The organism is Thermocrispum agreste DSM 44070 (assembly GCF_000427905.1).
GTDB classification, from domain to species: Bacteria; Actinomycetota; Actinomycetes; order Mycobacteriales; family Pseudonocardiaceae; genus Thermocrispum; species Thermocrispum agreste.
Genome location: NZ_KE386604.1, coordinates 790,063 through 815,211, shown reverse-complemented (window position 1 = coordinate 815,211; position 25,149 = coordinate 790,063). Strand labels below are relative to the sequence as shown.

Annotated in this window: 23 protein-coding genes and 1 pseudogene; 16 read left to right on the top strand and 8 right to left on the bottom strand. The window is 69.6% G+C overall.

Annotated features, from left to right (window positions below; translation table 11 throughout):
* Positions 1 to 49: 49 nt before the first annotated feature.
* Positions 50 to 1,783, bottom strand: a complete 1,734-nt coding sequence (gene glpD, locus YWY_RS0118670; RefSeq protein WP_051310418.1) for a glycerol-3-phosphate dehydrogenase — start codon at positions 1,781 to 1,783, stop codon at positions 50 to 52.
* A gap of 75 nt (positions 1,784 to 1,858) precedes the next feature.
* On the opposite strand from glpD, the gene YWY_RS0118660 reads away from it, so the two are divergent.
* The gene (locus tag YWY_RS0118660; protein WP_156899360.1) at positions 1,859 to 2,455 is read left to right on the top strand and encodes a hypothetical protein; all 597 of its coding nucleotides are present in this window, start codon (positions 1,859 to 1,861) and stop codon (positions 2,453 to 2,455) included.
* Positions 2,456 to 2,467: 12 nt separating this feature from the next.
* Here YWY_RS0118660 and YWY_RS0118655 read toward each other — a convergent pair whose 3' ends face one another.
* Positions 2,468 to 3,871 carry an NAD(P)H-quinone dehydrogenase gene (locus YWY_RS0118655; RefSeq protein WP_156899358.1) on the bottom strand — a complete coding sequence of 468 codons (1,404 nt, stop codon included), beginning with the start codon at positions 3,869 to 3,871 and terminating at the stop codon, positions 2,468 to 2,470.
* Positions 3,872 to 3,922: 51 nt separating this feature from the next.
* Between YWY_RS0118655 and YWY_RS0118650 the strand changes: the two genes are divergently transcribed.
* On the top strand, positions 3,923 to 4,375 hold the full coding sequence (locus YWY_RS0118650; protein WP_028848860.1) for a gamma-glutamylcyclotransferase family protein: 453 nt from the start codon (positions 3,923 to 3,925) through the stop codon (positions 4,373 to 4,375).
* Positions 4,376 to 4,588: 213 nt separating this feature from the next.
* Here YWY_RS0118650 and YWY_RS0118645 read toward each other — a convergent pair whose 3' ends face one another.
* From YWY_RS0118645 to YWY_RS0118620, 6 genes are all read right to left on the bottom strand, one after another.
* Positions 4,589 to 5,890, bottom strand: coding sequence for an amidohydrolase (locus tag YWY_RS0118645; protein ID WP_028848859.1), 1,302 nt, complete (start codon positions 5,888 to 5,890; stop codon positions 4,589 to 4,591).
* Positions 5,891 to 6,212: 322 nt separating this feature from the next.
* Positions 6,213 to 6,776 carry a hypothetical protein gene (locus YWY_RS0118640; RefSeq protein WP_156899356.1) on the bottom strand — a complete coding sequence of 188 codons (564 nt, stop codon included), beginning with the start codon at positions 6,774 to 6,776 and terminating at the stop codon, positions 6,213 to 6,215.
* Positions 6,777 to 6,838: 62 nt separating this feature from the next.
* A complete protein-coding gene (gene meaB / locus YWY_RS0118635) occupies positions 6,839 to 7,828 on the bottom strand; it encodes a methylmalonyl Co-A mutase-associated GTPase MeaB (RefSeq protein WP_038045536.1) in 990 nt (329 codons plus the stop codon).
* 50 nt (positions 7,829 to 7,878) lie between these two features.
* Positions 7,879 to 10,053, bottom strand: coding sequence for a methylmalonyl-CoA mutase (scpA, locus tag YWY_RS0118630; protein ID WP_028848856.1), 2,175 nt, complete (start codon positions 10,051 to 10,053; stop codon positions 7,879 to 7,881).
* A gap of 2 nt (positions 10,054 to 10,055) precedes the next feature.
* Positions 10,056 to 11,903, bottom strand: coding sequence for a methylmalonyl-CoA mutase family protein (locus YWY_RS0118625; RefSeq protein WP_028848855.1), 1,848 nt, complete (start codon positions 11,901 to 11,903; stop codon positions 10,056 to 10,058).
* Between the two features lie 54 nt (positions 11,904 to 11,957).
* Positions 11,958 to 12,611, bottom strand: coding sequence for a MerR family transcriptional regulator (locus tag YWY_RS0118620; RefSeq protein WP_028848854.1), 654 nt, complete (start codon positions 12,609 to 12,611; stop codon positions 11,958 to 11,960).
* Positions 12,612 to 12,695: 84 nt separating this feature from the next.
* Between YWY_RS0118620 and YWY_RS22840 the strand changes: the two genes are divergently transcribed.
* From YWY_RS22840 to YWY_RS22835, 14 genes and pseudogenes are all read left to right on the top strand, one after another.
* Positions 12,696 to 13,730 (top strand): hypothetical protein, encoded by a 1,035-nt coding sequence (locus tag YWY_RS22840; RefSeq protein WP_245566727.1) that lies wholly within the window; start codon positions 12,696 to 12,698, stop codon positions 13,728 to 13,730.
* Positions 13,727 to 14,188, top strand: a complete 462-nt coding sequence (locus YWY_RS0118610; RefSeq protein ID WP_028848853.1) for an ABA4-like family protein — start codon at positions 13,727 to 13,729, stop codon at positions 14,186 to 14,188. The genes YWY_RS22840 and YWY_RS0118610 overlap by 4 nt, the downstream gene beginning before the upstream one ends.
* Before the next feature lie 19 nt (positions 14,189 to 14,207).
* On the top strand, positions 14,208 to 15,998 hold the full coding sequence (locus tag YWY_RS0118605) for a serine/threonine-protein kinase (protein ID WP_028848852.1): 1,791 nt from the start codon (positions 14,208 to 14,210) through the stop codon (positions 15,996 to 15,998).
* Positions 15,999 to 16,709: 711 nt separating this feature from the next.
* Positions 16,710 to 17,195: a hypothetical protein gene (locus tag YWY_RS0118595; protein ID WP_028848851.1), complete on the top strand. Its 486-nt coding sequence runs from the start codon at positions 16,710 to 16,712 to the stop codon at positions 17,193 to 17,195.
* On the top strand, positions 17,192 to 17,818 hold the full coding sequence (locus YWY_RS23875; protein ID WP_084609355.1) for a DUF3558 domain-containing protein: 627 nt from the start codon (positions 17,192 to 17,194) through the stop codon (positions 17,816 to 17,818). The genes YWY_RS0118595 and YWY_RS23875 overlap by 4 nt, the downstream gene beginning before the upstream one ends.
* Before the next feature lie 13 nt (positions 17,819 to 17,831).
* The gene (locus YWY_RS0118590) at positions 17,832 to 19,184 is read left to right on the top strand and encodes a WXG100 family type VII secretion target (protein ID WP_156899354.1); all 1,353 of its coding nucleotides are present in this window, start codon (positions 17,832 to 17,834) and stop codon (positions 19,182 to 19,184) included.
* A gap of 3 nt (positions 19,185 to 19,187) precedes the next feature.
* Positions 19,188 to 19,688 (top strand): ESX secretion-associated protein EspG, encoded by a 501-nt coding sequence (locus tag YWY_RS0118585; RefSeq protein ID WP_028848849.1) that lies wholly within the window; start codon positions 19,188 to 19,190, stop codon positions 19,686 to 19,688.
* 10 nt (positions 19,689 to 19,698) lie between these two features.
* A complete protein-coding gene (locus YWY_RS0118580; protein WP_028848848.1) occupies positions 19,699 to 19,956 on the top strand; it encodes a hypothetical protein in 258 nt (85 codons plus the stop codon).
* Positions 19,957 to 19,965: 9 nt separating this feature from the next.
* Positions 19,966 to 20,544: a hypothetical protein gene (locus tag YWY_RS0118575; protein WP_028848847.1), complete on the top strand. Its 579-nt coding sequence runs from the start codon at positions 19,966 to 19,968 to the stop codon at positions 20,542 to 20,544.
* 489 nt (positions 20,545 to 21,033) lie between these two features.
* Positions 21,034 to 21,105: pseudogene (locus YWY_RS24740) on the top strand (50S ribosomal protein L15); the annotation flags it as partial.
* A 297-nt stretch (positions 21,106 to 21,402) separates the two neighbouring features.
* Positions 21,403 to 22,212, top strand: coding sequence for a purine-nucleoside phosphorylase (locus YWY_RS0118570; RefSeq protein WP_028848846.1), 810 nt, complete (start codon positions 21,403 to 21,405; stop codon positions 22,210 to 22,212).
* Entirely contained in the window at positions 22,209 to 23,852 is a 1,644-nt protein-coding gene (locus YWY_RS0118565; protein WP_028848845.1) for a phospho-sugar mutase, read from the top strand. The genes YWY_RS0118570 and YWY_RS0118565 overlap by 4 nt, the downstream gene beginning before the upstream one ends.
* A 61-nt stretch (positions 23,853 to 23,913) precedes the next feature.
* Positions 23,914 to 24,366 carry a flavodoxin family protein gene (locus YWY_RS0118560; protein ID WP_028848844.1) on the top strand — a complete coding sequence of 151 codons (453 nt, stop codon included), beginning with the start codon at positions 23,914 to 23,916 and terminating at the stop codon, positions 24,364 to 24,366.
* Positions 24,367 to 24,407: 41 nt separating this feature from the next.
* Positions 24,408 to 25,133, top strand: coding sequence for a M50 family metallopeptidase (locus YWY_RS22835; protein WP_051310417.1), 726 nt, complete (start codon positions 24,408 to 24,410; stop codon positions 25,131 to 25,133).
* Positions 25,134 to 25,149: the final 16 nt, after the last annotated feature.

The window sequence follows — 25,149 nt, the reverse complement described above, 5'->3', positions numbered from 1 at the left end:
CACCAGCACACCACGCAGCAACCACTACCCCGCGGCCGCCAGCCAGCCATCAACCGGCCGGAACCACCACCCCGGCCCGCACATCCGGCGCGGCACGCCGCCGCTTGTCGGCTGCTTCGTCGTCCGGCTGCTGCTGCGCCTCCCGCTCGGCGGTGACCCGCGCGTTGTACAGCTCGACCTCGCGCTTGATCGTCTGCTGCGACCAACCGAGGGGCTCCGCGATCAGCTCGGCCACCTCGTCCGCGCAGGCCGTACCCCGGTGCGGGTACTCGATCGAGATCCGCGTCCGGCGGGCCAGCACGTCCTCCAGGTGCAGCGCGCCTTCGTGGGTCACCGCGTACACCGCTTCCACCCGCAGGTAGTCGGGTGCTTCGGCGATCGGCCGCAACAGGTCGGGCCGGCCGTTGGCCAGATCCAGCACCTCGTAGATCAGCGACCCGTAGCGGTCCAGCAGGTGCCGGACCCGGTACGGGTGCAGGCCGTGCCGCACGGCCAGCTGATCGGCCTGGTTGACCAGCGCGTGGTAGCCGTCCGCGCCGAGCAGCGGCACCTTGTCGGTGATCGACGACTGAACCCGGATCGGCAGCTCGTTCGCGGCCGCGTCGACGGCGTCGGCCGCCATCACCCGGTACGTGGTGTACTTGCCGCCCGCGATGGCCACCAACCCCGGCGCCGTCCGCGCCACCGCGTGCTCCCGGGACAGCTTCGACGTCTGCTCCGACTCCCCGGCCAGCAGCGGCCGCAGCCCGGCGTAGACGCCTTCGATGTCGTCGGTGGTCAGCGGGGTGTTCAGCACCGAGTTGACCTGGTCCAGGATGTAGGCGATGTCCTTGGCGGTGGCCGCCGGGTGCGCCAGGTCGAGATGCCAGTCGGTGTCCGTGGTGCCGATGATCCAGTGACCCTTCCACGGGATGATGAACAGCACCGACGTCGGCGTGCGCAGGATGACCCCGGAATCCGAGACGATCTTCTCCCGGGGCACCACGATGTGCACGCCCTTGGACGCCCGTACCCGGAAGCGGCCCCGGCTGCCGGACATCTGCAGCACCTGGTCGGTCCACACACCCGCGCAGTTGACGACCACGCCCGCCTGGACGTCGGTCTCCTCACCGGTCTCCACGTCACGCACCCGCACACCGGACACCCGGTCCGACTCGTGCAGGAAGTCGACCACCTGGGTCGACGTGCGGATGACCGCGCCGTACTGCGCCGCCGTCCGCGCCACGGTCAGCGTGTGCCGGGCGTCGTCGGCTTGCGCATCGAAGTACCGGATGCCGCCGACCAGCTTGTCTCGCCGCAGCGCGGGCACCATGCGCAGCGCTCCCGCCCTGGTCAAGTGCTGCTGACCGGGCACCGACTTGGCGCCGCCCATCCGGTCGTAGAGGAACAAGCCGGTCGCGGTGTAGGGCCTCTCCCAGACCCGGTGCGTCAGCGGGTAGAGGAACGACACCGGCTTGACCAGGTGCGGCGCGATGCGGGTGAGCATGAGCTCGCGCTCCCGCAGCGCCTCCCGCACCAGCCCGAACTCCAGCTGCTCCAGGTAACGCAGGCCACCGTGGAAAAGCTTGCTCGACCGGCTGGACGTGCCCGACGCCAGGTCCCTGGCCTCCACCAGGGCCACACGCAGGCCCCTGGTGGCGGCGTCCAACGCGGTGCCCGCGCCGACCACGCCGCCACCGATGACCAGGACGTCGAACTCTTCCTCGCCCAGCCGCCGCCAGTTCTCTGCTCGCTCGTCGACTCCCAGTCGCCCCGAGGGTGCGGTGGATCCCGTCGCGTTCATGCCTTCACGGTACCGTCGTCGAGCGGGAACATCCCGTGCGAAACCGGGCGCGTCCCGGCATCGTCGAATATCGACATGACACGAGCGCGATGGAGCACGGTTGCCACGGCGCTGCTGGCCGCCCTGGTCGTCAGCGGGTGCCAGACGCCAGGGACACCGGCTCCGACCCCGCCGCAACCGACGACGTCCACCTCGACGCCGGCCCCACCGCGGGACGCCACGAACCCGGTCGACGTCACCTTCGAGGACGTGACCTTCACCCTCCGGATCCCGGGGTACTTCGGGGACGGGTCGCTGGAGGAAGACGACCCGGAGTGCCCGGCGCACCGCTACACGTGGGGCAAGCTGGACAAGGACAGCCCGTGGAAGCGACTGACCGTGGCCATGGTGCCCGCCGGAGGGCAGGCCTGCCCGGACCGGGAGGCGGTCAACCGGCGCTATCCCTCGTGGACCAGCAGCGAGCAGTTGCCCGAACGGACACAGCGGGTGGCGACCCCGGCCGGCCGCGGGCACCAGTTCACCGTGGGCTACCTGGAATGCACCAACGAGTGCCGCTCCACCAGCTACACCGTGATCTTCGTCGAACGCGGCCAAGGACCCTTCTGGCTCGAGGCCGAAGAGCTGAGCAGGGACGAACTGTCCGCGGTGACCCGCTCACTGCGGGTGTCCTGACGCCCGGGCGCGCTAGTCCAGATCGTCGTGCCGCATCAGGCGCCGACCGGCCTCGGTGATCGATCCGGTCAGCGACGGATACACCGAGAACGTGGTGGCGATCGACTCGACGGTGAGCTGGTTCTGCACCGCCAGCGCGATCGGCAGGATCAGCTCACTGGCCCCCGGTGCGACCACGACGCCGCCGATCACCACACCGGTGGCCGGGCGGCAGAACAGCTTGACGAAACCGCGGCGCAGGCCTTCCATCTTCGCCCTGGCGTTGGTGGCCAGCGGCAGCATGATCGTGCGTGCGGGCACCTCGCCCGAGTCGATGGCCGCTTGCCCGATGCCGACCGTGGCGATCTCCGGGTGGGTGAACACGTTCGCCGCCACCGTCTTGAGCTTGATCGGCGAGACGCCTTCGCCGAGCGCATGCCACATGGCGATACGCCCCTGCATGCTGGCCACGGACGCCAGCTGCAGCACCCCGGTGCAGTCCCCCGCGGCGTAGATGCCGGCCACGCTGGTGCGGGACACCCGGTCGACGGTGATGTAGCCGCGCTCGTCCGGCTCGATACCGACCGTCTCCAATCCGATGTCGGAGGTGTTGGGCACCGACCCGACGGTCATCAGCGCATGGCTTCCCTCGATCGTGCGTCCGTCGGTCAGGTGAACTCGCACGCCCTTCTCGGTGCGCTCCACTCGGTCCGCCCTGGCTCGCTTGACCAGCGTGGCGCCACGCTGGTTGAAGACCTCCTCGAGCACCACCGCGGCGTCCGCGTCCTCGTGCGGCAGGATGCGGTCGCGGCTGGACACCACGGTGACCCGCACGCCGAGCTCCAGGTAGGCGGAGGCGAACTCCGCGCCGGTCACCCCGGAGCCGACCACGATCAGGTGCTCGGGCAGCTCCGGCAGGTCGTAGATCTGCCGCCAGGTGAGGATGCGTTCGCCGTCCGGCTCGGCCCCCGGCAGGACCCGCGGCGTCGAGCCGGTGGCGATGAGCGCGACGTCCGCCTTGAGCACCTGCCGGGCGCCGGAATGCTCGATGACCTCGATGTGGTGCTCGGCCAGGCCGGGTTCCGGATCGCAGAACCGGGCGGTGCCCATGATCACGCGCACGCCCTCGCGCTGCAGCCGGGCCCGGATGTCCGCCGACTGGGCCAGCGCCAGCCCCTTCACGCGGCCGTGCACCTTGCGCAGATCCACGCCGGCCGAGTGCGTGTCCAGGTCGATGCCCAGCTCGCCCATCCGGTGCAGCCCCGCGCGCGCTCCCGACGAAGCGAGGAACGTCTTCGACGGCACGCAGTCGTAGAGCACGCACGCCCCGCCGAGGCCGTCCCGCTCGATCACCGTGACATCAGCCCCCAGCTGCGCGGCCACCAATGCGGCCTCGTAGCCTGCAGGCCCTCCGCCCATGATCACGATGGTCGCCACCAGGTTGCCTCCTCACCGCTTCGCCTCGCGTCGGAGGTTACTATCTCGGGCGTGCCTCTCTACGCCGCGTACGGGTCCAACATGGATCCCGCGCAGATGATGGAGCGCGCACCTCATTCCCCCATGGCCGGGACCGGGTGGATCGAGGGCTGGCGCCTCACCTTCGGTGGTGAGGATCTCGGCTGGGAAGGCGCGCTGGCCACCATCGTGCCCGACCCCGACTCGCGCGTGTTCGTCGTGCTCTACGACGTGTGCGAGACCGACGAGCGGCAGCTGGACAGCTGGGAGGGCGGCGAGCTCGGTCTGCACACCAAGATCCGCCTGCGGGTGCAGACGCTGGACGGACCGGTTCTGGCCTGGCTCTACGTGCTGGACGCCTACGAGGGGGGCCTGCCCTCGGCCAGGTACCTCGGGGTGCTGGCCGACGCCGCAGAGGCGGCGGGCGCGCCTGCGGATTACGTCAACGACCTGCGCACCCGGCCCTGCAAAGGCATCGGTCCGTGAACCGGTACGAGCAAGGCACCGGCTGGTGACTCACGCACGGGCACCGGCCCGTGACTCGGGCATGACAACGGCCGCCCCGGTGACCGAGGCGGCCGCTTTCACGTCTTCGCATCACCTGCGCGTGTCCGACACCACCGGAGTGCCCGCCGGTGCCGACCTGGCAGACCGATCCGCACCCGGCGCACACCAGCTTCCGGCAGGCCGACCGGGTCCCTAGTCCCTGCTACCGGCCAGCGCGGACAGCGCCGTGTGCACCATCACCCTGGTGCCGGTCAACAGTGCCCGCTCGTCCAGCACGAACGTCCCCTGGTGCAGGTCGCGCTGCGGGCCCTTGCCGTCCCACACCCCCAGCCGCGCGAACGCTCCGGGGGCGTGCTCGAGGTACCAGCCGAAGTCCTCCCCACCGGAGGACTGCTCGGTGGAGGTCAGGCCACCCTCGCCCAGCGCGGCGTCCACGCCAGCCGACAGGTACGCCGTGCTCTCCGCGTCACACACCACCGGCGGCACGCCGCGGCGGTAGTTCAGCGTGAACCCGACGCCGGTGGGCGCCAGCAGCGACTCCACGGCCGGGTTGACCAGCGACTCCATCTTCAGCCAGACGTCGTGGTCGGCGGTGCGCAGCGTGCCGAGCAGCACACCCTCCTCCGGCACCGCGTTCGCCGCCTCCCCGGCGTGCACCGCGCCCCACACCAGGATCGTGCCGGAACGCGGGTCCACCCGGCGGGAGATCACCGCGGGCAGGTTCGTGATGACCGTGCCGAGCGCGTGCACCAGGTCCGCGGTCAGGTGCGGCCGGGACGTGTGCCCGCCCGGTGAGGTCAACCGCAGCTCCAGCAGGTCCGCCGCCGACGTGATGGCGCCGACCCGGACACCGACCTGGCCGACCGGCAGCCGCGGGTCGCAGTGCAGGCCGAAGATCCGGTCCACGCCGTTGAGCACGCCCGCCTCGATGGCGTCCAGCGCGCCGCCCGGCATGACCTCCTCGGCGGGCTGGAAGATCAGCCGCACCCGGCCGGGCAGCTCGGGCGCGGCGGCCAGCGCCGCCCCGGCGGCCATGAGGATCGCGGTGTGCGCGTCGTGCCCGCAGGCGTGCGCCACACCGTCGACGGACGACGAGTACGGCAGACCGGTCGCTTCGGTGATCGGCAGCGCGTCCATGTCCGCGCGCAGCGCCACGCACTTCTCCCCGGTGCCGATGTCGCACACCACGCCGGTGCCCAGCGGCAGCACCTCCGGCTTGAGGCCGAGCGAGCGCAGGTGCCGCACGACGAGCTCGGTGGTGCCGTACTCGCGGCGCGCCAGCTCGGGGTTGGCGTGAATGTGACGACGCCACGCGACGACGTCCGCCGCGTGCCGCTCGAGCCACCCGTCGAGCCAGTCGGGGCCGCGGCCCGCACCGAGGTCTTCCACATCAGCCATGGTGACGCCGTCCGGGGTGATCAGCCCGTCGAGACGCTCGTCGGTGATGGTGGGTTCCCCGATGGGGTTGTCGTCGCGACCCCCAGCATCGGGCATCGACTCGAGGACGTCCGCCTCGACGCGCTCAAGGCGACGGCCTGCCGAGCGCGGGTGCGGGGACGTCGTCGTCATAACTCACCTCCAAGCTGGGTCGACCGCAGGACGTGCGCCGCCGCAAGAGGTACCAACACATGCACGGACCGCAGACCGGAAACGACTCACACAATGCGACTGCGCGTGAGCCTAATCCTGCCGGACACGGGATCGAACCACGTCCTTGCAGGTGAGACGCCTAGCCCGGCGGTTGGGTTCCTGCGGCAAGCGGTGACCGGATTTCGGTCCCGCTGTCGTCGGTCGTCGCTCGCGCCGCGGTGAAGAGTTACTGCTTGCTCTTCGCGGCTCGTACCCGGCGGCCCCACAACACGATCAGCAGCAGGCCGACGGCGACACCGCCGACTATCAGTTTACGCCTGGCCTGTTCGGCCTCTGCACGCTCGGTGGCCTCGTCGGTGATGATCGGGCCCAGACCTGCGGTGTCGGCGGCGGGTTCGCGCGATTTCCGGGTCGTGCTGGAGGCCGGCTTGGAGCGCGTGGCGGACGTGCTCGCCCGGGGTTTGCGGGTCGCGGATTTCTCCGTTTTTTCCTTCGATCGAGTGGTGGTCGTCGTGGTCTGCTCGGCCGCTTGCCTGGCCGCCTGGGAACTCGACGACTGCTGATCCGAGGCCAGGCCGAGGATCGGCACCAGCGCCGCGAGCACGGCGACCACCAGCAGCGCGTAGCCGGCCACCCGCAGCTTGTTGATGCTGCGCCGTTCCTTGCCACCACCCGGTGCCTGCACCGGCTGCGGCGCGGACGGCTTCGGTGGCTGGATCGGCGCCCGCTCACCCGCTGCGGGCTGCTGCGCGGCCTCCGGCGGTCGGCTGCCTGCATCTGGCCGGGTCATGCCTTCCTCGGGGCGAGGCGGCTGCTCTGAGTCACCACCGCTAACCGTCATGGGTGACAAACTTACTCGTCGACGGCGTCCAGAATGCGTTGCGCCGCGAGACTCGCCGTCATCTCACCCGCGCGTACCAGCTCTTCGACCTCCTGGGCGACCTTGCGGACCGCGGGCCGCTCGGTCAGCCGGGCCAGCAGCTGCTCCCGCACGATCGACCAGGTCCAGTCGACCTGCTGCCTGCCGCGCTTGGCCACCAGCTCGCCGGAGTCCCGCAGCCGGGTGTGGTGCTCGACGACCTTCTCCCACACCTTGTCCAGCCCGGCACCGGTCAGGCCGCTGCAGGTGAGCACCGGCGGGATCCACGGCGCGCCCTTGCCGAACAGCATGCGCATCGCTCCGGACAGCTCCCTGGCGGCCTTGCGGGCGTCCGGTTCGTGCTCGCCGTCGGCCTTGTTCACCGCGATCACGTCGGCCAGTTCGAGGATGCCGCGCTTGATGCCCTGTAGCTGGTCTCCGGTGCGGGCCAGGGTCAGGTAGAGGAACGTGTCGACCATGTTGGCCACGGTGACCTCGGACTGCCCGACGCCCACCGTCTCCACCAGCACCACGTCGTAGCCCGCGGCTTCCATCAGCACGATGGACTCCCGGGTGGCGCGGGCCACCCCGCCCAGCGTGCCCGCGTTCGGCGACGGCCGGATGAACGCCGCCGGGTCGTTGGCCAGCTTGGCCATGCGGGTCTTGTCCCCCAGGATGCTGCCGCCGGTCCTGGTCGACGACGGGTCCACGGCCAGCACCGCGACCTTGTGCCCGGCGCCGGTCAGCTTGGTGCCGAGCGCCTCGATGAACGTGGACTTGCCCACCCCGGGCACGCCGCTGATGCCCACCCGATGCGCGCCGCCGGAGTGCGGCAGCAGCTCCTGCAGCAGCTCGTGCGCCTTCTGCCGGTGATCCGCCCTGGTGGATTCGACCAGGGTGATCGCCCGGGACAGCATCCCACGATCGCCGGCGCGCACGCCCTTGGCGTACTCGGCGACGTCGATGGCGCGGCGCGCAGCCATAGGCAAGCCCACTTCCGTTTCCGCGTCGACCCGTGTCGGACTCTGTCGGACTACTCCGCGTGCAGCTGGGCGGCGAGCTTGTCGAGCAGGTCGACCGCCGCGTCGGCGATCACCGTGCCCGGCGGGAAGATCGCCGCGGCCCCTGCCTCGCGCAGGGCGTCGTGATCCTGCGGCGGGATGACGCCGCCCACCACGATCATGATGTCGTCCCTGCCGAGTGCGGTCAGTTCCTCCCGCAGCGCGGGCACCAGGGTGAGGTGCCCGGCGGCCAGCGAGGACACCCCGACGATGTGCACGTCGGACTCGACCGCCTGCCTGGCCACCTCGGCCGGAGTGGAGAACAACGGGCCGACGTCGACGTCGAAGCCCAGGTCGGCGAACGCGGTGGCGATCACCTTCTGGCCGCGGTCGTGGCCGTCCTGGCCCATCTTGGCGACCAGGATGCGCGGCCTGCGTCCTTCGGCGGCCGCGAACTGCTCGACCTTCTCCCTGACCGTCTCCACGTTCGGCGCGTCGCCGACCTCGTGCCGGTACACACCGGAGATCGTACGAATCTGTCCGGAATGCCTGCCCCAGACTTTCTCCAGGGCGGCCGAGATCTCCCCCACCGTGGCCTTGGCCCGCGCCGCGTCGATGGCCGCGGCCAGCAGGTTGCCGCCGGATTCGGCGGCGCGGGTCAGCGCGTGCAGGGTGCGGTCGACCTCCTCCTGGTCCCGCTCGGCGCGCAGCCGCTCCAGCTTGGCCAGCTGCTGGGCCCGCACACCGGCGTTGTCCACCTTGAGGACCTCGATCTCCTCGTCCTGGTCGACCCGGTACTTGTTCACCCCGATGACCGGCTGCCTGCCGGAGTCGATGCGGGCCTGGGTGCGCGCGGCGGCTTCCTCGATGCGCAGTTTGGGGATGCCCTCGTCGATGGCCTTGGCCATGCCGCCCGCCTGCTCGACCTCGGTGATGTGCCCCCACGCCTTGCGGGCCAGGTCGTAGGTCAGCCGCTCCACGAACGCCGATCCGCCCCACGGGTCGATCACCCTGGTGGTGCCGGATTCCTGCTGCAGCAGCAACTGGGTGTTGCGGGCGATGCGCGCGGAGAAGTCGGTGGGCAGCGCCAGCGCTTCGTCCAGCGCGTTGGTGTGCAGCGACTGGGTGTGGCCTTGGGTGGCGGCCATGGCCTCCACGCAGGTGCGGATCACGTTGTTGTAGACGTCCTGGGCGGTCAGCGACCAGCCGGAGGTCTGGCAGTGCGTGCGCAGGCTGAGCGATTTGGGCGACTTCGGGTCGAACTGCTTGACCAGCTTCGCCCACAGCAGCCGGGCCGCCCGCATCTTGGCGACCTCCATGAAGAAGTTCATGCCGATCGCCCAGAAGAACGACAGCCGGGGAGCGAACTTGTCGATGTCCAGCCCGGCGGCCAGGCCGGCGCGGATGTACTCGACGCCGTCGGCGAGCGTGTAGGCCAGCTCCAGGTCCGCGGTCGCCCCGGCCTCCTGCATGTGGTAGCCGCTGATCGAGATGGAGTTGAACCGCGGCATGTGCTGCGAGGTGAAGGCGAAGATGTCGGAGATGATCCGCATCGACGGCTGGGGCGGGTAGATGTAGGTGTTGCGGACCATGAACTCCTTGAGGATGTCGTTCTGGATGGTCCCGGTCAGCTGCTCCGGCTTGACCCCTTGTTCTTCCGCCGCCACCACGTACAGCGCCATCACCGGCAGCACGGCGCCGTTCATGGTCATCGACACCGACATCTTGTCCAGCGGGATGCCGTCGAACAGCTGCCGCATGTCATAGATGGAGTCGATCGCCACGCCCGCCATGCCGACGTCACCGGCCACCCTGGGGTGGTCGGAGTCGTAGCCGCGGTGGGTGGCCAGGTCGAAGGCGACGCTGAGGCCCTTCTGCCCGGCGGCCAGGTTGCGACGGTAGAACGCGTTGGACTCCTCTGCGGTGGAGAACCCGGCGTACTGGCGGATCGTCCACGGCTGCGTGACGTACATCGTCGGGTACGGGCCGCGCAGGTACGGGGCGATGCCGGGGTAGGTGCCGAGGAAGTCCAGCTCGGCAGTGTCCGAGGCGTCGTAGAGCGGTTTGATCTCGATGCCCTCGGGGGTTTCCCAGGTCAGCGCGTCCGGACCCTTGCCGGTCGCGGCCTGCACCGCCGCCGCCCACTGGTCGGTGCCGGCCGGCTCGGGGCACCCGAGGTCGACACGGGTGAAGTCGGGGATGGTCATGCTCACGCCACCTCCAAATGCTCGAGCGTGGCGGTCAGCACCTCGAGCGCGTTGCATCCGGCGTAGACGAAACCGTCGATGCCCTGATGGGCGTCGGAGGGCTTGCCTGCCAGCAGGATCCGGGTGGCGCCCGCCTTGCGCAGCGCCGCCGCGACCTCGTCGGCCTGCTCCTGGTAGGCCAGGTCCGTGCCGCACAGACAGGCCACCGTCGTGTGGCTGCGCAGGAACGCGGCCACGACGTCGGCGACCGAGGACGTGGCCCCGGGGTTGACCGCCTCGATGCCACCGGCCGCGAACAGGTTCGCCGCGAACGTGGCTCGCGCGGTGTGCTGGGCGACGGTGCCCAGCGTCGCCAGAAAGACCCTGGGGCGGCCGCCCGGGTTGGCGTCGGCCCGATCACGCAGCCGTTCGAACTCCTGCCCGTAGCGGATGGACGGCAGCCCGCCCGTCCGGGCAGGCGGCAGCGGTTTGCGTTCGATGGCCCGTTCGTGCAGATCCGGGAACTCCGAGACCCCGGTGAGCGGGTCCTTGCGGGTCGCCAGGTTCTGCGCGCGGGCCTGCCAGGTCGCCTCCAGCCGCTCGGCCAGCGCGCCGCTGTCCAGCGCGGCCACGATGCCGCCGAGCCCTTCCAGTTCCTGGAACTCCCGCCACGCGGCCGTGGCGAGGTCGTCGGTGAGCTTCTCGACGAACCACGAGCCGCCCGCCGGGTCGATGACGCCGGCCAGTTTCGACTCCTCCGCCAGGATCGTCGAGGTGTTGCGGGCGATGCGGCGGCTGAAGGTGTCCGGCAGGCCGATGGCGGCGTCGAACGGCAACACGGTCACGGCGTCGGCGCCACCGACCGCAGCGGCGAAGCATGCCACCGTGCCACGCAGCATGTTCACGTACGGGTCGCGCTTGCTGACCATCGCCGAAGACGTGACAGCGTGCTGCACTTGCGGAACGCCGACCGCGCCGGAGACCTCGCACACCCTGGCCCACAACCGGCGGGCCGCGCGCAGCTTGGCGATGGTGAGGAACTGATCCGCGGTGGCAGCGAAGCGGAACTCGAGCTGAGCGGCGGCCTGCTCCACCGGCAGGCCGGCCTCGGTGAACGCGCGCAGGTACGCCACCGCCGCGGACAGCGCGGCGGCGAGTTCCTGGGCGTCCGAGCCGCCTGCCTCGTGGTACGGGGTCCCGTCGACCACCGTGCTGCGAGCCTTCGGGTACCTGGCGGCGATGCGTGCGGCGAACTCTGCGGCCGGGCGCAGTTCGTGCGGCTCGCCGGTGCGGGCACGCAGCCCGATCGGGTCGGCACCGAAGGTGGCGACGACCTCGGAGTCCGGGACGTTGCGCTCCGCGAACAGCTGCAGCAGCGCGTCGGCCGCCTCGGCGTAGCGCTCGCCCATGTCGAGCACCACCGGCGCCATTTCCACGTAGACACCGTGCAGGATCTCCGGCAGCTGCGCGGGCGGCAGGTCACGCAGCCAGACGCTGGTGGCCCCGTTCTCCAGGTCGGTCAGGATCGCCGCGTTCGTCGCGCCGACGTCGGGGTCGGTGTGCAGGGTGCGGTTGTCCCAGCCGCCACGACGCCCCTCGGCACGGCTGCCCCGCACATACGGCGGCAGGCCGGGAACACCGGCCGGAGGCAGGCCCTCGACGTCGCGCGCCGTGTAAAGCGGCTTGATGGTGATGCCGTCGTACGTCGTCGACTCCAGAGCCCGTTCCGGGACGTCCCCGAACTCGCGACCCAGCTTGCGCAGTACCCCGGTGACCAGCTCCTGCCACTCCTGGTGGCTCGGCGTGGGGAAGTCCGCGGCCAACGTCAGCGTCGCCGGCTCCGCGTTCGACTGATCAGACGGCCCTGTCATACCCAGCAATGCTAGGCGTCACGGCCGCGGTCGCGCTGTGACGCTAATCGCGATTCACCTGTGCTTCGACGCCTTGTCGCCGGAATAGCCGAATCGCCTGGCCGATCGATCGATCTGGGCCACGCGCCGCATGGCGGACATCAGCGCGTCACCGAGCACCGTGCCGGCGACGACGATCTCCACCTGCTGCTCCAGCGACTTGCCGTCGAGCAGCGAGACGTCCAGATCCGCGATCCGGCCGATCAGGTCGGCCCGGTCGTCGATCTGCTCCAGCAGCACCGGCTCGAGCTCGGCGATGGTGGCCACCACCTTGGCCAGCGCGCCCACCACCGGCGAATCCAGCGGGACGAGCCACCCGTGGTCGGCGATCAGCTTGCGCACCCGCTCCCGGGCGGCGTTGGCGCTCTCGCTGTCGTCGTCCGGGTCCAGGCCGGGCTGGGTCACCGTCTCCTGCGCGACGCCGAAGATGTCGTGCTGGCCGAGCTCGTCCGAGTCCACCGCGGCAAGAACCCTGGTGACCTGCGCCAACGACAGGCCGCCCACGTCCAGCATGGCCCGGATGAGGCGCAGCCTGCGCACGTGCGCCTGGCTGTAGCGGGCCTGGTTGGGGCTGGTGCGTTCGCCGGGCGGCAGCAGGCCCTCGCGCAGATAGAACTTGATCGTCGCCACCGGCACCCCGGACTCGCGGCTCAGCTCGGCCATGCGCATGGGCTGCTCCTTCCGCCTTGACTTATGGATAGCGTAGCTATCTAATACGGATAGTGCTGCTATCTATTTGATGAGGTGATCGTCGTGAGTACTGTGCCTGTGGTTCGCCGATGGCGGGACGTCACCCGCGGCTGGGACCCGGCCATGCTGGCGTTGGCCGGGTTGATGGCCGTGATGACGGTGGTGTCGCTCGGCGGTCTGGTGCTGGACGACCGGCTGCTCGGCGGCCAGCCGATCTGGGCGAAACCGCTGAAGTTCTCGATCTCCATCGCGCTGTACGCGCTGACCTGGGCCTGGCTGAACTCGTTGATCACGCGGGCGCCGCGGCTGACGCGATGGGGGTCGCGGATCGTGATGGCGTTGCTGTTGCTGGAGATGGTCGCCATCGTGGGCCAGGTCGTCCGCGGCCGGGCCAGCCACTTCAACAACGAGACCCTGTTCGACAACTGGGTCTTCCGGATCATGGGCGCGGCGATCACCGGCGCTTGGATCGTGACGCTAGTGCTGACGGTGCTGATCTCGCGCAGCGAGGTGTCCGACCGCGCGTCGCGGGCCGCCGTGCGGCTCGGCCCGGCGATCTCCCTGTACGGCATGGCCGTGGCGTATCTGATGGCGGTGCCGACCGCGGAGCAGGTGGACCGGATGCAGGCGGGCCAGCGGCCGTCGATGATCGGCGCGCATGCGGTGGGAGTGCCGGACGGCGGGCCCGGCTTGCCACTGCTCGGCTGGAGCACGACCGGTGGCGACCTGCGCATCCCGCACTTCATCGGGCTGCACGCCCTGCAGGCCCTGCCGCTGCTGGCCATCGCGCTGACCGCGCTGGCCGTCCGGTGGCCGGTGCTGCGGGACGAGCTGGTCCGGCTGCGCCTGGTGCGCATCGGTGGCGCGGCCTACTTCGGGTTGTGCCTGCTGGTCACCTGGCAGGCGCTGCGCGGCCAGCCGATCGTGGCACCGGACGCCGTCACGCTGGTGGCCTTCGGCCTGCTGGTCACGGCGACGGCGTTGGCGGCGGCCTGGGCCGTGCGTGCCGGGGTGCCGCGGCATGAGCCGCCGCAGTCCGGGCAGCCGGAGCAGCCGGAGCAGTCGGAGCAGCCGCAGCGTGAGCGGGTGGCGGCATGAGCGAGACGATGTTCGGCCTGGCCTTCTGGGTCACGGTCCCGTTCTGGGCGGCAATGATCTTCCTGCCGCGGTGGAGCTGGACTCAGCGGGTGATCGGCTCGCCGCTGATCATGCTGCCGACCCTGGTGGTGTACTTGGTGCTGGCCGTGCCGGTGCTGCCGGAGCTGTGGGCGGTGGTCAGCACGCCCGAGCTGGCGGAGTTCCGTGGCTTCGCAGGCGGGGCCGACGGCGCGGCCCTGCTGTGGGCGCAGGTCATTGCCTGGGACCTGTTCATCGGGCGGTGGATCTATTTCGACGGCCTGCGCCGCGGGGTGCCGCCGTGGGTGATGGCGCCGGTTTTGTTGCTGACCGTCCTGTTGTCCCCGATCGCGGTGCTGATTTGGTTCGGATTTCGTGCCGTACGCCCCGCACGGCCGGGACATGATCGGCGAGAATACGAGAGTGCCGTCGGAGCATGACCCGGAAACCGCGGAGCGGCTGGTTGCAGGCCGGTACCGGCTGCGGTCGCCGCTGGGCCACGGTGCGATGGGGACGGTCTGGGCGGCGTTCGACGAGTTCCTGCGGCGGTCGGTGGCGGTCAAGGAAGTCCGGCTGCCGCCCGGCCTGCCCGAGCTCGAGGCCGAGCAGCTGAAGGAGCGGGCGCTGCGGGAGGCCAGGGCCATCGCAGCGCTGACCCATCCGAACGTGATCACGTTGCACGACGTGATCCAGCAGGACGGGGCGCCGTTCGTGGTCATGGAGCGCTTCCCCGGCGTCAGCCTGGCGGAGCTGCTGGCCCGCCACGGCCCGTTGACCGCGGGACAGGCCGCCACCGTGGGTGATGCGCTGGCCGCCGCGCTGGAAGCCGCGCACGCGGCAGGCATCACTCACCGGGACGTCAAACCCGGCAACGTGCTGGTGTCGGCGGACGGCCTGGTCAAGCTCACCGACTTCGGCATCGCCCGCAGTGTCTCGGAACTCACCATGACCGCGTCGGGCATCATGCTGGGCTCCCCGGCGTACATGGCGCCCGAGGTCGCCAGCGGCAAACGGGCCACCCCGTCCGCGGACATGTGGAGCCTGGGCGCGACGCTGTTCGCCGCCGTCGAGGGCCGGCCGCCGTACGACGCCGAGGGCGACCCGCTGAAGACGGTGGACGCGGTGATCCATGACGAAGTGCCGCAGCCCAGCCCGGGGCCGCTTGCGGAGCTCATCAGCACCCTGATGACCAAGGACCCGGACGCTCGGCCGCTGCCCGCCGACGTCCGCCGCACCCTGCACGATCTGCGCGCGGAGCCGGGTCCGCTGTTCCCAGCGGCGCTGTTCGACGACCTGTTGCCGGAGGACGTCGGCGGCAAGGCAAACGAGAAGGCAGGCGGAAACGCAAGCGGGAACGCTGGCGGCAATGCTGACGAAAACACCGGCGACGATGATGCCGGCTCTGCCGTGAGCGTCGCCGGGAATGGCCTCGAGGCCCGTGAACAGTCGGATGGTGCGGGTGACCCTGCCCCACTGGCAGACGACCCCGGGCCGTTGCCATTCGCGGTCACGGAAGCCGCCGAGCGCGAGGCCGTCGAGGAAATGTCGACGGCGCTGCCGCAACCCCGGCGACGTTCCCGATTGGCCACGGCCGGGCTTGGCCTCGCTGCCGTGCTGCTCTTCGTGGCGACCCTGGCGGGTGGTTTCGCGGCATCTCGGGTGCTGGCCGGCGAGCCGGTCCTGCCGCCACCGCCCCGGCCGACTCCCGAGCGGGCGCAGCCCCCCGCGACGGCGACCTACGCCAAGGCGATGCCGCGAACGGACAACGCCTCGATGCTGGTCGGCGAACCACCCGCCCAGTTCACCATCGACGTGCCGGTGGACTGGACCAAGTTCGTCACCCAGCAGTCCCTGGGGCACCTGCCCACCAGCACGTTGATCGAGTACGTCTCGCCGGACGGCAGCAAGGTGCTGAGCGTCGAGCGGTTCCCCGAGTTCTTTGCCGAACCGCTCGATGGCACCTTCGACGAGTACGTCGACGCGGTCGTCTCCATGTGGCCGGAAGGCGACGTGGTGGTGGTCCAGTACGAGACCGAGCGCACCCGCGGCCGCCTGACTTACCGCACGGTGGATTCTGGCTCGACCACCGATGACGCGCCGGACACCAGGATTGCCCGGACGACGTTCGTCGCCCTGAACCGGCTCGACTCGGACCTGTGGGTGGTCTCAGTGACCGTTCCGGCGGAGGAGGAGCGCGCCGGACGCGTGCAGCTGTTCGAACGGCTGGCCAAAACATTCGCCGCGCAGTGAGGACGTCCGCGGTACCGGCGCGCATGAGCGGGCCCCTGCTCGGCACCATCAACGGCCACGTGTCTGCCCGCGGTACCGGTGCGCATGGGCGGGCCACTCTGACACTCCTACTCGTACCGGGCCGCGCTACCCGAAGCGTCGAGCATGCCGTATGTTTCGCGCGGGGCGCACCTGTCGCCCGAAGGCGTCTCGTTACCCTCCCCGACAAGCAAGGCGATGCTCTCGCACATAAGGCCAGTTCCGACCAGGCCTCGTTGCTGACGTCAGCCGCCCCCTGGACACAAGGCGCTGCAGCTGACCGGCTTGCCGCGCGCACTCGGACATGCCCGACACAACCTACGCCCACCTCCACCAGTGCCACCGCGCAGTCACAGGTCCTGCCGAGGTCCGCACGACACGGTGACCAGAGCCCCCGGACGCTCCCGCCCTGTTGACCACGTCAAGCCACAACGAACAACCGCGCACGCCTCGGCTAGCACACCCACCCACGGAACAGCCGGGGCCATGATCCTCCCCGCACGGCCCAGGCCCAGCGCAGCGCACCAGCAAACCACCTTCACCCAGAAGAACGTTCGCACAAGGGAACCCACAGCCAAAGCCCGCCGTCTCAACCACAAGCCGAGGTGACAGCGCGTTTCAGGGATCCGCTGACACCCCACGTGAGCATCGGTACCCTTGACCGCGCATGACCACTGCAGGGGAGGACGACAGATGACCGACACGGGCCCGGCTTCATCGGGGGCAACCGGCACCGAGTCGCAAGAAGAGCAGGCCCCGCGTTACAAGAGCCCTACCGAACAGTTCCTGGAGAAGTTCCCCATCTTCGGTCCCCTGTTCAACGCTGTCTCCACGGCAGGGCAGGCCAGCTCCGGTTCGGGCGAGTTCCGGTTCAGTCCCGAGGAGGTCAAAGCACTCCGCGATGAGTTCGAGAGCGAAGTCGACGAGATTGACACCGTGCTGACGGACTTCGACACGATGTCCATAAACCTACAACCGCTCGCCGATGACCCTGCTAGTCGCTCTCATCTCATGGCTACAGAGGATCATTTCAAGGTGGCCTATGCGGCAATCATGCAGCAACGCGAGTTCGCCGCAGACTTCGTCGCCGCATTGAGCGCTGCACTCGACAGGAAACAGCAAGAAGACGACGCCGCCGCCGCCGACTTCGCGAAGCACACGAAAGAAGTGTCCACATGACGAGAGCGTTGATGCTCGTGGCTGCCGTCTGCATCGGCCTGACCTCAGCCGCCTGCTCCAACGATGAGGATGGGATCCCGGTTGGTGGGGACAACATCGACTCAACACCGTCCAGCACGCCAGGAAACGGTGCCGACGACGGCGTCCCTCAGAACGCACCAAAGGTCTCCAATCCTATTCCCAACCTTGAGAAGTACCTGCAAAAACCTTGCGATGCAATTCCGAAGGAGCAAGCAAGGCAGCTCGGCTTGAGCACAGCCACCCCCAACCCGGACCACGACAACGGCCCCATGTGCGAGTTCGCCGATGAGCAGGGCAACAGAGTAACCATCAACTTCAACAACAAGCAACCGCTCGGGATTGCCGGTGTTTACCGCAACCACGAACAGAACCCCCAATTCTACGAGTATTTCGAACCGACCGAAGTAGCCGGTTTCCCGGGAGTCTTCGCTAACTCCTTCGACGGTCGCGCGAATGGCCGGTGCAACCTCGCTGTCGGCATCACCGAGAACCAAGTACTCACTGTTAACGTGTCGATCAGACAGGCGACCGGCGAATCGGATTCATGTAAATTTGCCAAGAAGGCCGCTGAAACCGCTGCAACGACAATGAGTCGGGGATAAATCGGAGGGGACGATGGGGCTCACCGCGGAACAAATAGCCCAGTACATGCAAGCGGGAAACCCTGAACGCTACCGCACCGCTGAGGCCACCACGACAAAAATGACTAAGGCGTTCAAGGAACGCACATCGAACTTCAATAGCCTTGTAGCGAAGATGAAGTCAGCATGGACTGGCGAGTCCAGCGACGCAGCGGTGACCAGCCTAACTGCCCTACAAGAAGCTTTCACAGTATCCGCAGATAACCTGCACACGGTGTCCAAGCAGCTGGACGGGCAGGCCGAGAACTTCACGAGGACGAAGAATGAGATCGGTCCTGGTCCTGGGCCGAAGCCGGAGCTCGACTTCTTCGGGAAGTACCTGCCGATCTTCTCCGACCAGGACGAAAAGCTCGAGAAGTGGAACGAGGAAGCTGCTCGTGTGGTGGAGGTGTACAACAAGTACGTCGAGGGGACCAACGAGAACGCTCGTTCCATCCCGACCAACTACGGTGAGCTGGTCGGCAGCCCCGAAGGCCTGAAGTTCACCGTCGAAGACTCCGGCGGCGGGGGCGGCAAAAAGGTCGGTGGCGGGTTCAAGGGCGGTAGCAACAACTACTCCGGCCACACCACGACCTCCGGCTACACCGGTGGCCCGATCTCCTCGGACCCGACCGGCCTGGGCACCTACGGCGGTGGATCCGGCACGTCTGGTACCGGAGGAGGTACCGGAACGTCCGGCACCGGTGGCGTCGGTGGCGTCAATCTGCCCGGTGGACCAGGCGGCACCGGAGGCACCGGCAGCAGCACCCTGCCCTCCGGCGGCCAGTCCGGCTCACTTCCCGGCGGCCTGCCACCCGGCGCGGTACGGCTGCCTGACGGCAGCATCCGCTACCCGGACGGCACCATCCGCACCCCGGACGGTCGGCTCATTCCGCCTGGCGCGACGCGCGCGAGCTCGCGCGGTGGCGGCTTCCGCAGCAGCAGCGACGGCGCCAGTGGCTTCGCTGCCGGTGGCGCGGCGGCGGCCGCCGGCATGATGGGCGGCGGCATGATCGGCGCCGCGGGTGGTGGCGATCACGCCGCGCCTGGTGCGCGCAGCGGGTTCGGCCCCGGCGGTTCCGCGGGTGCGGGCCCGGGCGCCGGCATGGCCGCAGGCAAAGGCATGGGCGGCATGGGTGCCGGTATGGGCCGCGGCGGCATGATGGGCGGCATGATGGGTGCCGCCGGCCGTGGCGGTAAGGGCGAAGAGGACAAGGAACACAAGGACGAGTACTACGTCAAGCAGGAGATGGACCCTGGCCTGAAGACCGAGGTGGACGAGTACGGTGAGAAACTCATCGACGAATCCACCGGTATGACGGTCGTTCCACCAGTCATTGGCGAGTAACCCGTGCTACTGCCCAACCCAGTCTGGCTGACACCCGACACACTCGACTATTTCGCTGCTCGCCAGGGGCTCCGGCTGCCCGCGACGCTGCGGCCGGAGCCCATCTGGCGCGACGAGGAGGAGCTGCGCGCCCTCAGCGGCCAGGCGCACGCCGAGCTCGAGGAGCAAGGCCTGCTCGACCGCGGAGCCCCAAGCGTCGAGCTGGTCATCGCGCTGCGTGCGCTCTGTGCTGCCGAGGAGGAGTGCTACGTCTACGCAGCGACGAAGGAAAAGCAAATCCGGCTGCACAGCGGCCTGAGCGGCACCGACAGCGTGATCGCCCGGCTCGTCGTCGGCGAGGAAAAGATCGAGCTGCGCGACATCCGCGCCGACACGCTGATCGACGAGATCGTCAACAACCTCGACCCGTGCCCGCCGGCGAGGGAACAGACCCATCACCTGCCGGGCGCAGGAGCTCACCCAGCGCAGCTCGGGCATCGCCGTCGAGCGCACCCTGACCCGTGAAGCTCGCCGCATGCAGGCGCTGCACGATCCCAAATCCCGCCTGGCCGTGAACAAGATCATGCTCGCCGTGCGGGACAGCCTGGGGCGGCGCCACACCAGCGGCACGCGGTCGCCCGTCGTGCTCGACGTCGAACCGGGCGTGCGGTGGATCACCTACGTCACCGGCGAGGACAACGATCTGTACCTCAACGCCAGAGGTGCCGATCGTGCGGTGATCGTCGAGCACGTCGGCCGCGAGCTGAGCCTGCTGAAGTCGCAGCACAACTAGGTGGGCGCAATGGAGTCCGGACGGCGTAGGACGACCCCGTGGGAGCGGCTGCCGACCGATCCGGACGACGCGGTGATCTGGGATCGGGAAGGTGATCGGTTCGTCGGCTACCTGCGCCCATGGCATCTGGCGATGGTGCGCGCCCAGGTCGAGTTCATCAGCGCGCTCACCCAGTACCGGCTTGCCGAACACTCCGTCGGCGGCCCGCTCGCGCCGATCGACCCGCGGCTGGACGCCGTCCTGGAACTGCGCAGGCAAACCTGGGCCGGGGAGCGCACCGAACTCGAGCTGCTCATCCCCATGGCCAACCGGTACCGCCGGGTGCTCGACCTGCTACCCCGGGGAGGCACACGGCTGTACCTGCCCGACTTCACCGCGCGCCATGACCTCGGCGTCACCGCACTCGACCTGGTGCAGCTCCTGGATCGCTGGTTGCTCGCGCTCTACACCGGGGAGACCCTGCACGAGCCGATCGGCCCGTCCGCCGTGGACGACTTAGCGTCGATCCGGGACTGGCTGACCCACCAGATCGTCACCCAGCTGATGCCGGACGAAGGCGATCCCCTCCCCCGGTACGGGATCTCCTGACGCAGCGGGCGAAACGCACCCGCCGCCGGACGCAGTGGTGCGGACCGCCGCCGAAAGCGGTGGACAAGACCCCACCGAAGGCAATAGACAAGACCGCTACCGGACGCGGTGGACAGGACCGCCGCCGAAAGCGGTGGACAAGACCCCATCGAAGGCAGCAGACAAGACCGCTACCGGACGCGGTAGACAAGACCGCCACCGGAAGCGTAGGCCAGCACCCGCCGCCACCAGCCGCCGACGGACGAACTCACCAGGCAAGCGACTGGTACGTACCCGAGACCAGCAATCTGCGAGCGCGAAGTGCTCGGCGTATCTTGCGCCATCCGTGGCGGCGACCACGGTTCCAAGGACACCGATGCACACAAGTAGGTGCCTGCCGGTTTGAGAGTGGCAGATGCTCGTGCCGGGCACAGCACCACCACGCCAGCGGCGGCCCCGCTGGAGACATCGCCCGGGCCCACCTTGTGGTTGTCAGGTGGTCAAGTAGCCATGGCTATCGAGGTCCACCATCTGCGGCCGGCACCCGGTGCGAAGCGGGACAAGGTCCGCGTCGGCCGGGGGTGACGGCTCGGGCAAGGGCCACCCCAGGACCAACGCCGAACCGCACCCACGACCGACAGCCAACCCCACCCCACCACCAACACCGGACCGCACCACACGACCGAAACCGGACCGCACACGGGATCAACGGTGGACCTCGCCCCCGGGTTGGCGGTGGACACCAGGACCTGGGTACCGGTCAGCATGGCGGGCTTGGCGGGCCGAAGCGAGGACGGGTCGCTGCGCGACCGAGCGACTTGTCACGCACTCGGGACACATGCCGCCACCGGCGTCGGCCGAACATCTAGGCTGCAATCCGTGACAGCTGACAACGTTGACAACGTGGACAACGCAGCGGCCGCGGCCCACGAACTGGCCCGGCGCACCGGAGTGGCCAAACACGACTTGGCGCTCATCCTCGGCAGCGGCTGGCGTCCTGCCGCCGACGTGATCGGCGCCCCCACCGCCGAGATCCCGCTGCACGAACTCCCCGGCTTCGCCGCGCCGACCGCCATCGGGCACGGCGGCACAGCGCGGTCGGTCGAACTCGGCAACGGCCGTCGCGCGCTGGTGCTGCTCGGCCGCACCCACCACTACGAAGGCAAGGGCATGGCGGCCGTCGTGCACGGGGTGCGTACCGCTGCCGCTGCCGGTGTGCGCACGGTGCTGCTGACCAACGCCGCCGGTGGCCTGCGCGAGGACATGCAGGTCGGCCAGCCGGTGCTGATCAGCGACCACCTGAACCTGACCGGGCTGTCGCCGCTGGTCGGCCCGCACTTCGTCGACCTCACCGACCTCTACTCCCCCAGGCTGCGACAGCTCGCCAAGGAGATCGACCCCACCCTCACCGAAGGCGTCTACGCGGGCATGGTCGGGCCGCATTACGAAACCCCGGCCGAGATCCGCATGCTCCGCACCCTCGGCGCCGACCTGGTCGGCATGTCCACCGTGCTGGAGGCCATCCAGGCCCGCGCGCTCGGGCTCGAGGTCTTCGGCCTGTCCCTGGTCAGCAATTTGGCCGCCGGCCTGTCCGGTCAGCCGCTCGACCACGAAGAGGTCGTCGAAGCGGGCCGGGCGGCCGCCAACCGGATGGGTTCGCTGCTGCGCGAGCTCATGATGCGGGCATGAGCATCCCGGCAGAACTGCGCGACGCCGCCTACCGGTGGATCGCCGACGACATCGACGAAGCGACCAAGGCCGAGCTCCAGCAGGTCCTCGCCCGCGCACTGGGCGGTGACCCCGCCGCACGCGACGACCTCGCCGACCGCATGGCCGGGCCGCTGAAGTTCGGCACCGCGGGCCTGCGCGGCCCGGTGCGTGCCGGGCCGAACGGCATGAACCGCGCGGTGGTCGTCCGCACCACGGCTGGCGTGGCGTCGTGGCTCCAGGCCAACGGCCACGGCGGCGGGCTCGTCGTCGTGGGGCGCGACGCCCGACGTGGCTCCGAAGCCTTCGCCGCGGACGCCGCGGGAGTCCTCGCCGCTGCCGGGTTCGACGTGCGGCTGCTGAGCCGCCCGCTGCCGACACCGGTACTGGCTTTCGCCGTGCGGCACCTTGGTGCGGTCGCGGGAATCCAGATCACCGCGTCCCACAATCCCGCGCCGGACAACGGCTACAAGCTCTACGACGCCAGCGGGGCACAGATCATCCCACCCGCGGACACCGAGATCGAAGCGGCCATCGCCGAGGTCTCCTCGGCACACGCCGTTCCTCGCGCCACGACGTACCAGACACTGGCCGACGACGTCGTGGAGGCCTACCTGGAACAGGTCGCGCAGGTGCCTCGGCTCTCGGCGCGCGACATCCGGATCGCGGTGACCGCGCTGCACGGAGTCGGTGCGCAGACTGCGGCCGAAGCCTTCCGCCGCGCCGGCTTCACCGACGTGCACTTCACCCAGGACACTCCCGACCCCGACTTCGGCGGGATGACCTTCCCCAACCCCGAGGAGCCCGGCGCCTGCGACGAGCTTCTCGCCTTGGCCAGGCGCATCGACGCCGACATCGCGATCGCCTTCGACCCGGACGCCGATCGCTGCGCGGTCGGCGTCCCGGACGGCTCGGCTGACGGTGGCTGGCGCATGCTCTCCGGGGACGAAACCGGCGGGCTTCTGGGCGAGCACGTGCTGGCGACCGAACCCACCACCGAGGGGGTGCTGGTGGCCACGACCATCGTTTCCTCCTCCTTGCTGAAGTCGATCGCCGCCGCGCACGGCGCGCAGTACACCGAGACGCTGACCGGCTTCAAGTGGCTGGCCCGTGCCGGCGACAACCTGGTGTTCGCCTACGAGGAAGCGCTGGGGCTGTGCGTCGACCCCGCCGCGGTGCGGGACAAGGACGGGATCTCCGCGGCGTTGATGGTCGCCGGATTGGCCGCTGCCCGGAAGGCCGCAGGATCGTCGCTGCTGGAGGGACTTGACGAGCTCGCGCGCCGCCACGGGGTGCATCTGACCCAGCAGATCTCGATCCGGCTGGGATCTCCGGCGCAAGCGGCCGAGCGCGTGGCGCAGCTGCGCGCCGAGCCACCGGCAACCCTCGCCGGCACGCCCGCCGAGCTGGACGATCTCCGGCCCAGGACCGACGGGATCCGGCTGCTGGCGGACGGGCTGCGAGTGGTGGTCCGGCCCTCCGGGACCGAGCCGAAACTCAAGGCGTACCTGCAGGTCGTGCAGCCCGTCCCGGCCGACGACCAGCTTGCCGCGAGCCGCCGGGAAGCCGAGCGGAAGATGTCAGCACTGCGCGCAGATGTGCGGCAGTTGCTCGGTGCGTAGCGTGGTCGTCGCGCGAGCCGCGCGACGACCGACGGGCACGAGGTGACGACGAAAGGACGACATGGCGCGACTGCTGATCGTTCACCACACGCCTTCGCCCAATGTCGCGGCGATGTTCGAGGCCGTGGTCGACGGCGCCACCACCGACGAGATCGAGGGCGTCGAAGTGGTCCGCAAGGCCGCCCTGGCCGCCACGCCGACCGATGCACTCCAGGCGGACGGCTACATCCTCGGCACGCCGGCCAACCTCGGCATGATGAGCGGCGCGCTGAAGGTCTTCTTCGACACGATCTACTACCCCTGCCTGGATGACACGCGCGGCCGCCCGTACGGCCTGTACGTGCACGGCAACAACGACACCACCGGCGCCATCCGCGGCATCGAATCGATCGTCACCGGGCTGGGCTGGCAGCGTGTCACCGAAACCGTCTCGGTGACCGGGGAGCCGACCAAGGACGACCTGGAAGCCTGCTGGAACCTGGGCGCCACGGTCGCCGCCAGCCTCATGGCGTGACCCGATCGGAGCACGGGACGGCCGATGATCATGATGATGTCGTGACGTTCGCAGCGGACACCTGGTGGCAGAACCCGTTCGGCGGCCAGGCCGAGCCGGACGCCGTCGTGCCCGCCGTCACCGGCATCATCGCGCTGTTCGTGGTGCTGTCCGGCCGTCCGTGGCGAGTGGCCCGGCACGTGGTGACCCTGGTGCACGAGGGTGGCCATGCCCTGGCCGCGGTGCTGGCCGGCCGCAGGCTGGAGGGCATCCGCCTGCACTCCGACACCTCGGGCCTGACGTTCTCACGCGGCAGGCCGACCGGTCCGGGCGTGGTGTTCACCATGCTCGCCGGTTACCCCGCTCCCGCCGTCCTCGGCGTGGTGTTCGCCGGACTGGCCGCCGCCGACCGGATCTCCGCCGTGCTGATCATCGCGGCCATCGGCATCTGCGGCATCCTGGTCATGATCCGCAATGTCTACGGCGCCTTCGTGGTGCTGCTGACCGCCTTCGTGCTCGCCGTCGTGGCGTTCACCGGGCCGACGAATCTCATCTCCGTCTTCGTCTACACCATCACCTGGCTGCTGCTGCTCGGCGCGATCCGCCCGCTGTTCGAGCTGCAGGCCAAACGCCGCCGCGGCGCCGCCTACAACTCCGACGTGGACCAGCTGGCCAGGTTGACCGGTGTCCCGGGGTGGCTGTGGATCCTCATCCTGGGCGTCATGGTCACCTGCACCCTGGTCGTGGGCGGGGCCTGGCTGCTGGAGCCGATGTTCCGGCGCATGTGAACCGGCTCGCGCTCAG

Coding starts and splice junctions, on each gene's coding strand:
- glpD (WP_051310418.1), bottom strand. CDS start 1,783: ATGAACGCGACGGGATCCACCGCACCCTCGGGGCGACTGGGAGTCGAC.
- YWY_RS0118660 (WP_156899360.1), top strand. CDS start 1,859: ATGACACGAGCGCGATGGAGCACGGTTGCCACGGCGCTGCTGGCCGCC.
- YWY_RS0118645 (WP_028848859.1), bottom strand. CDS start 5,890: ATGCCCGATGCTGGGGGTCGCGACGACAACCCCATCGGGGAACCCACC.
- YWY_RS0118640 (WP_156899356.1), bottom strand. CDS start 6,776: ATGACCCGGCCAGATGCAGGCAGCCGACCGCCGGAGGCCGCGCAGCAG.
- meaB (WP_038045536.1), bottom strand. CDS start 7,828: ATGGCTGCGCGCCGCGCCATCGACGTCGCCGAGTACGCCAAGGGCGTG.
- scpA (WP_028848856.1), bottom strand. CDS start 10,053: ATGACCATCCCCGACTTCACCCGTGTCGACCTCGGGTGCCCCGAGCCG.
- YWY_RS0118625 (WP_028848855.1), bottom strand. CDS start 11,903: ATGACAGGGCCGTCTGATCAGTCGAACGCGGAGCCGGCGACGCTGACG.
- YWY_RS0118620 (WP_028848854.1), bottom strand. CDS start 12,611: ATGCGCATGGCCGAGCTGAGCCGCGAGTCCGGGGTGCCGGTGGCGACG.
- YWY_RS0118610 (WP_028848853.1), top strand. CDS start 13,727: ATGAGCGAGACGATGTTCGGCCTGGCCTTCTGGGTCACGGTCCCGTTC.
- YWY_RS0118595 (WP_028848851.1), top strand. CDS start 16,710: ATGACCGACACGGGCCCGGCTTCATCGGGGGCAACCGGCACCGAGTCG.
- YWY_RS23875 (WP_084609355.1), top strand. CDS start 17,192: ATGACGAGAGCGTTGATGCTCGTGGCTGCCGTCTGCATCGGCCTGACC.
- YWY_RS0118590 (WP_156899354.1), top strand. CDS start 17,832: ATGGGGCTCACCGCGGAACAAATAGCCCAGTACATGCAAGCGGGAAAC.
- YWY_RS0118580 (WP_028848848.1), top strand. CDS start 19,699: ATGCAGGCGCTGCACGATCCCAAATCCCGCCTGGCCGTGAACAAGATC.
- YWY_RS0118575 (WP_028848847.1), top strand. CDS start 19,966: ATGGAGTCCGGACGGCGTAGGACGACCCCGTGGGAGCGGCTGCCGACC.
- YWY_RS0118565 (WP_028848845.1), top strand. CDS start 22,209: ATGAGCATCCCGGCAGAACTGCGCGACGCCGCCTACCGGTGGATCGCC.
- YWY_RS0118560 (WP_028848844.1), top strand. CDS start 23,914: ATGGCGCGACTGCTGATCGTTCACCACACGCCTTCGCCCAATGTCGCG.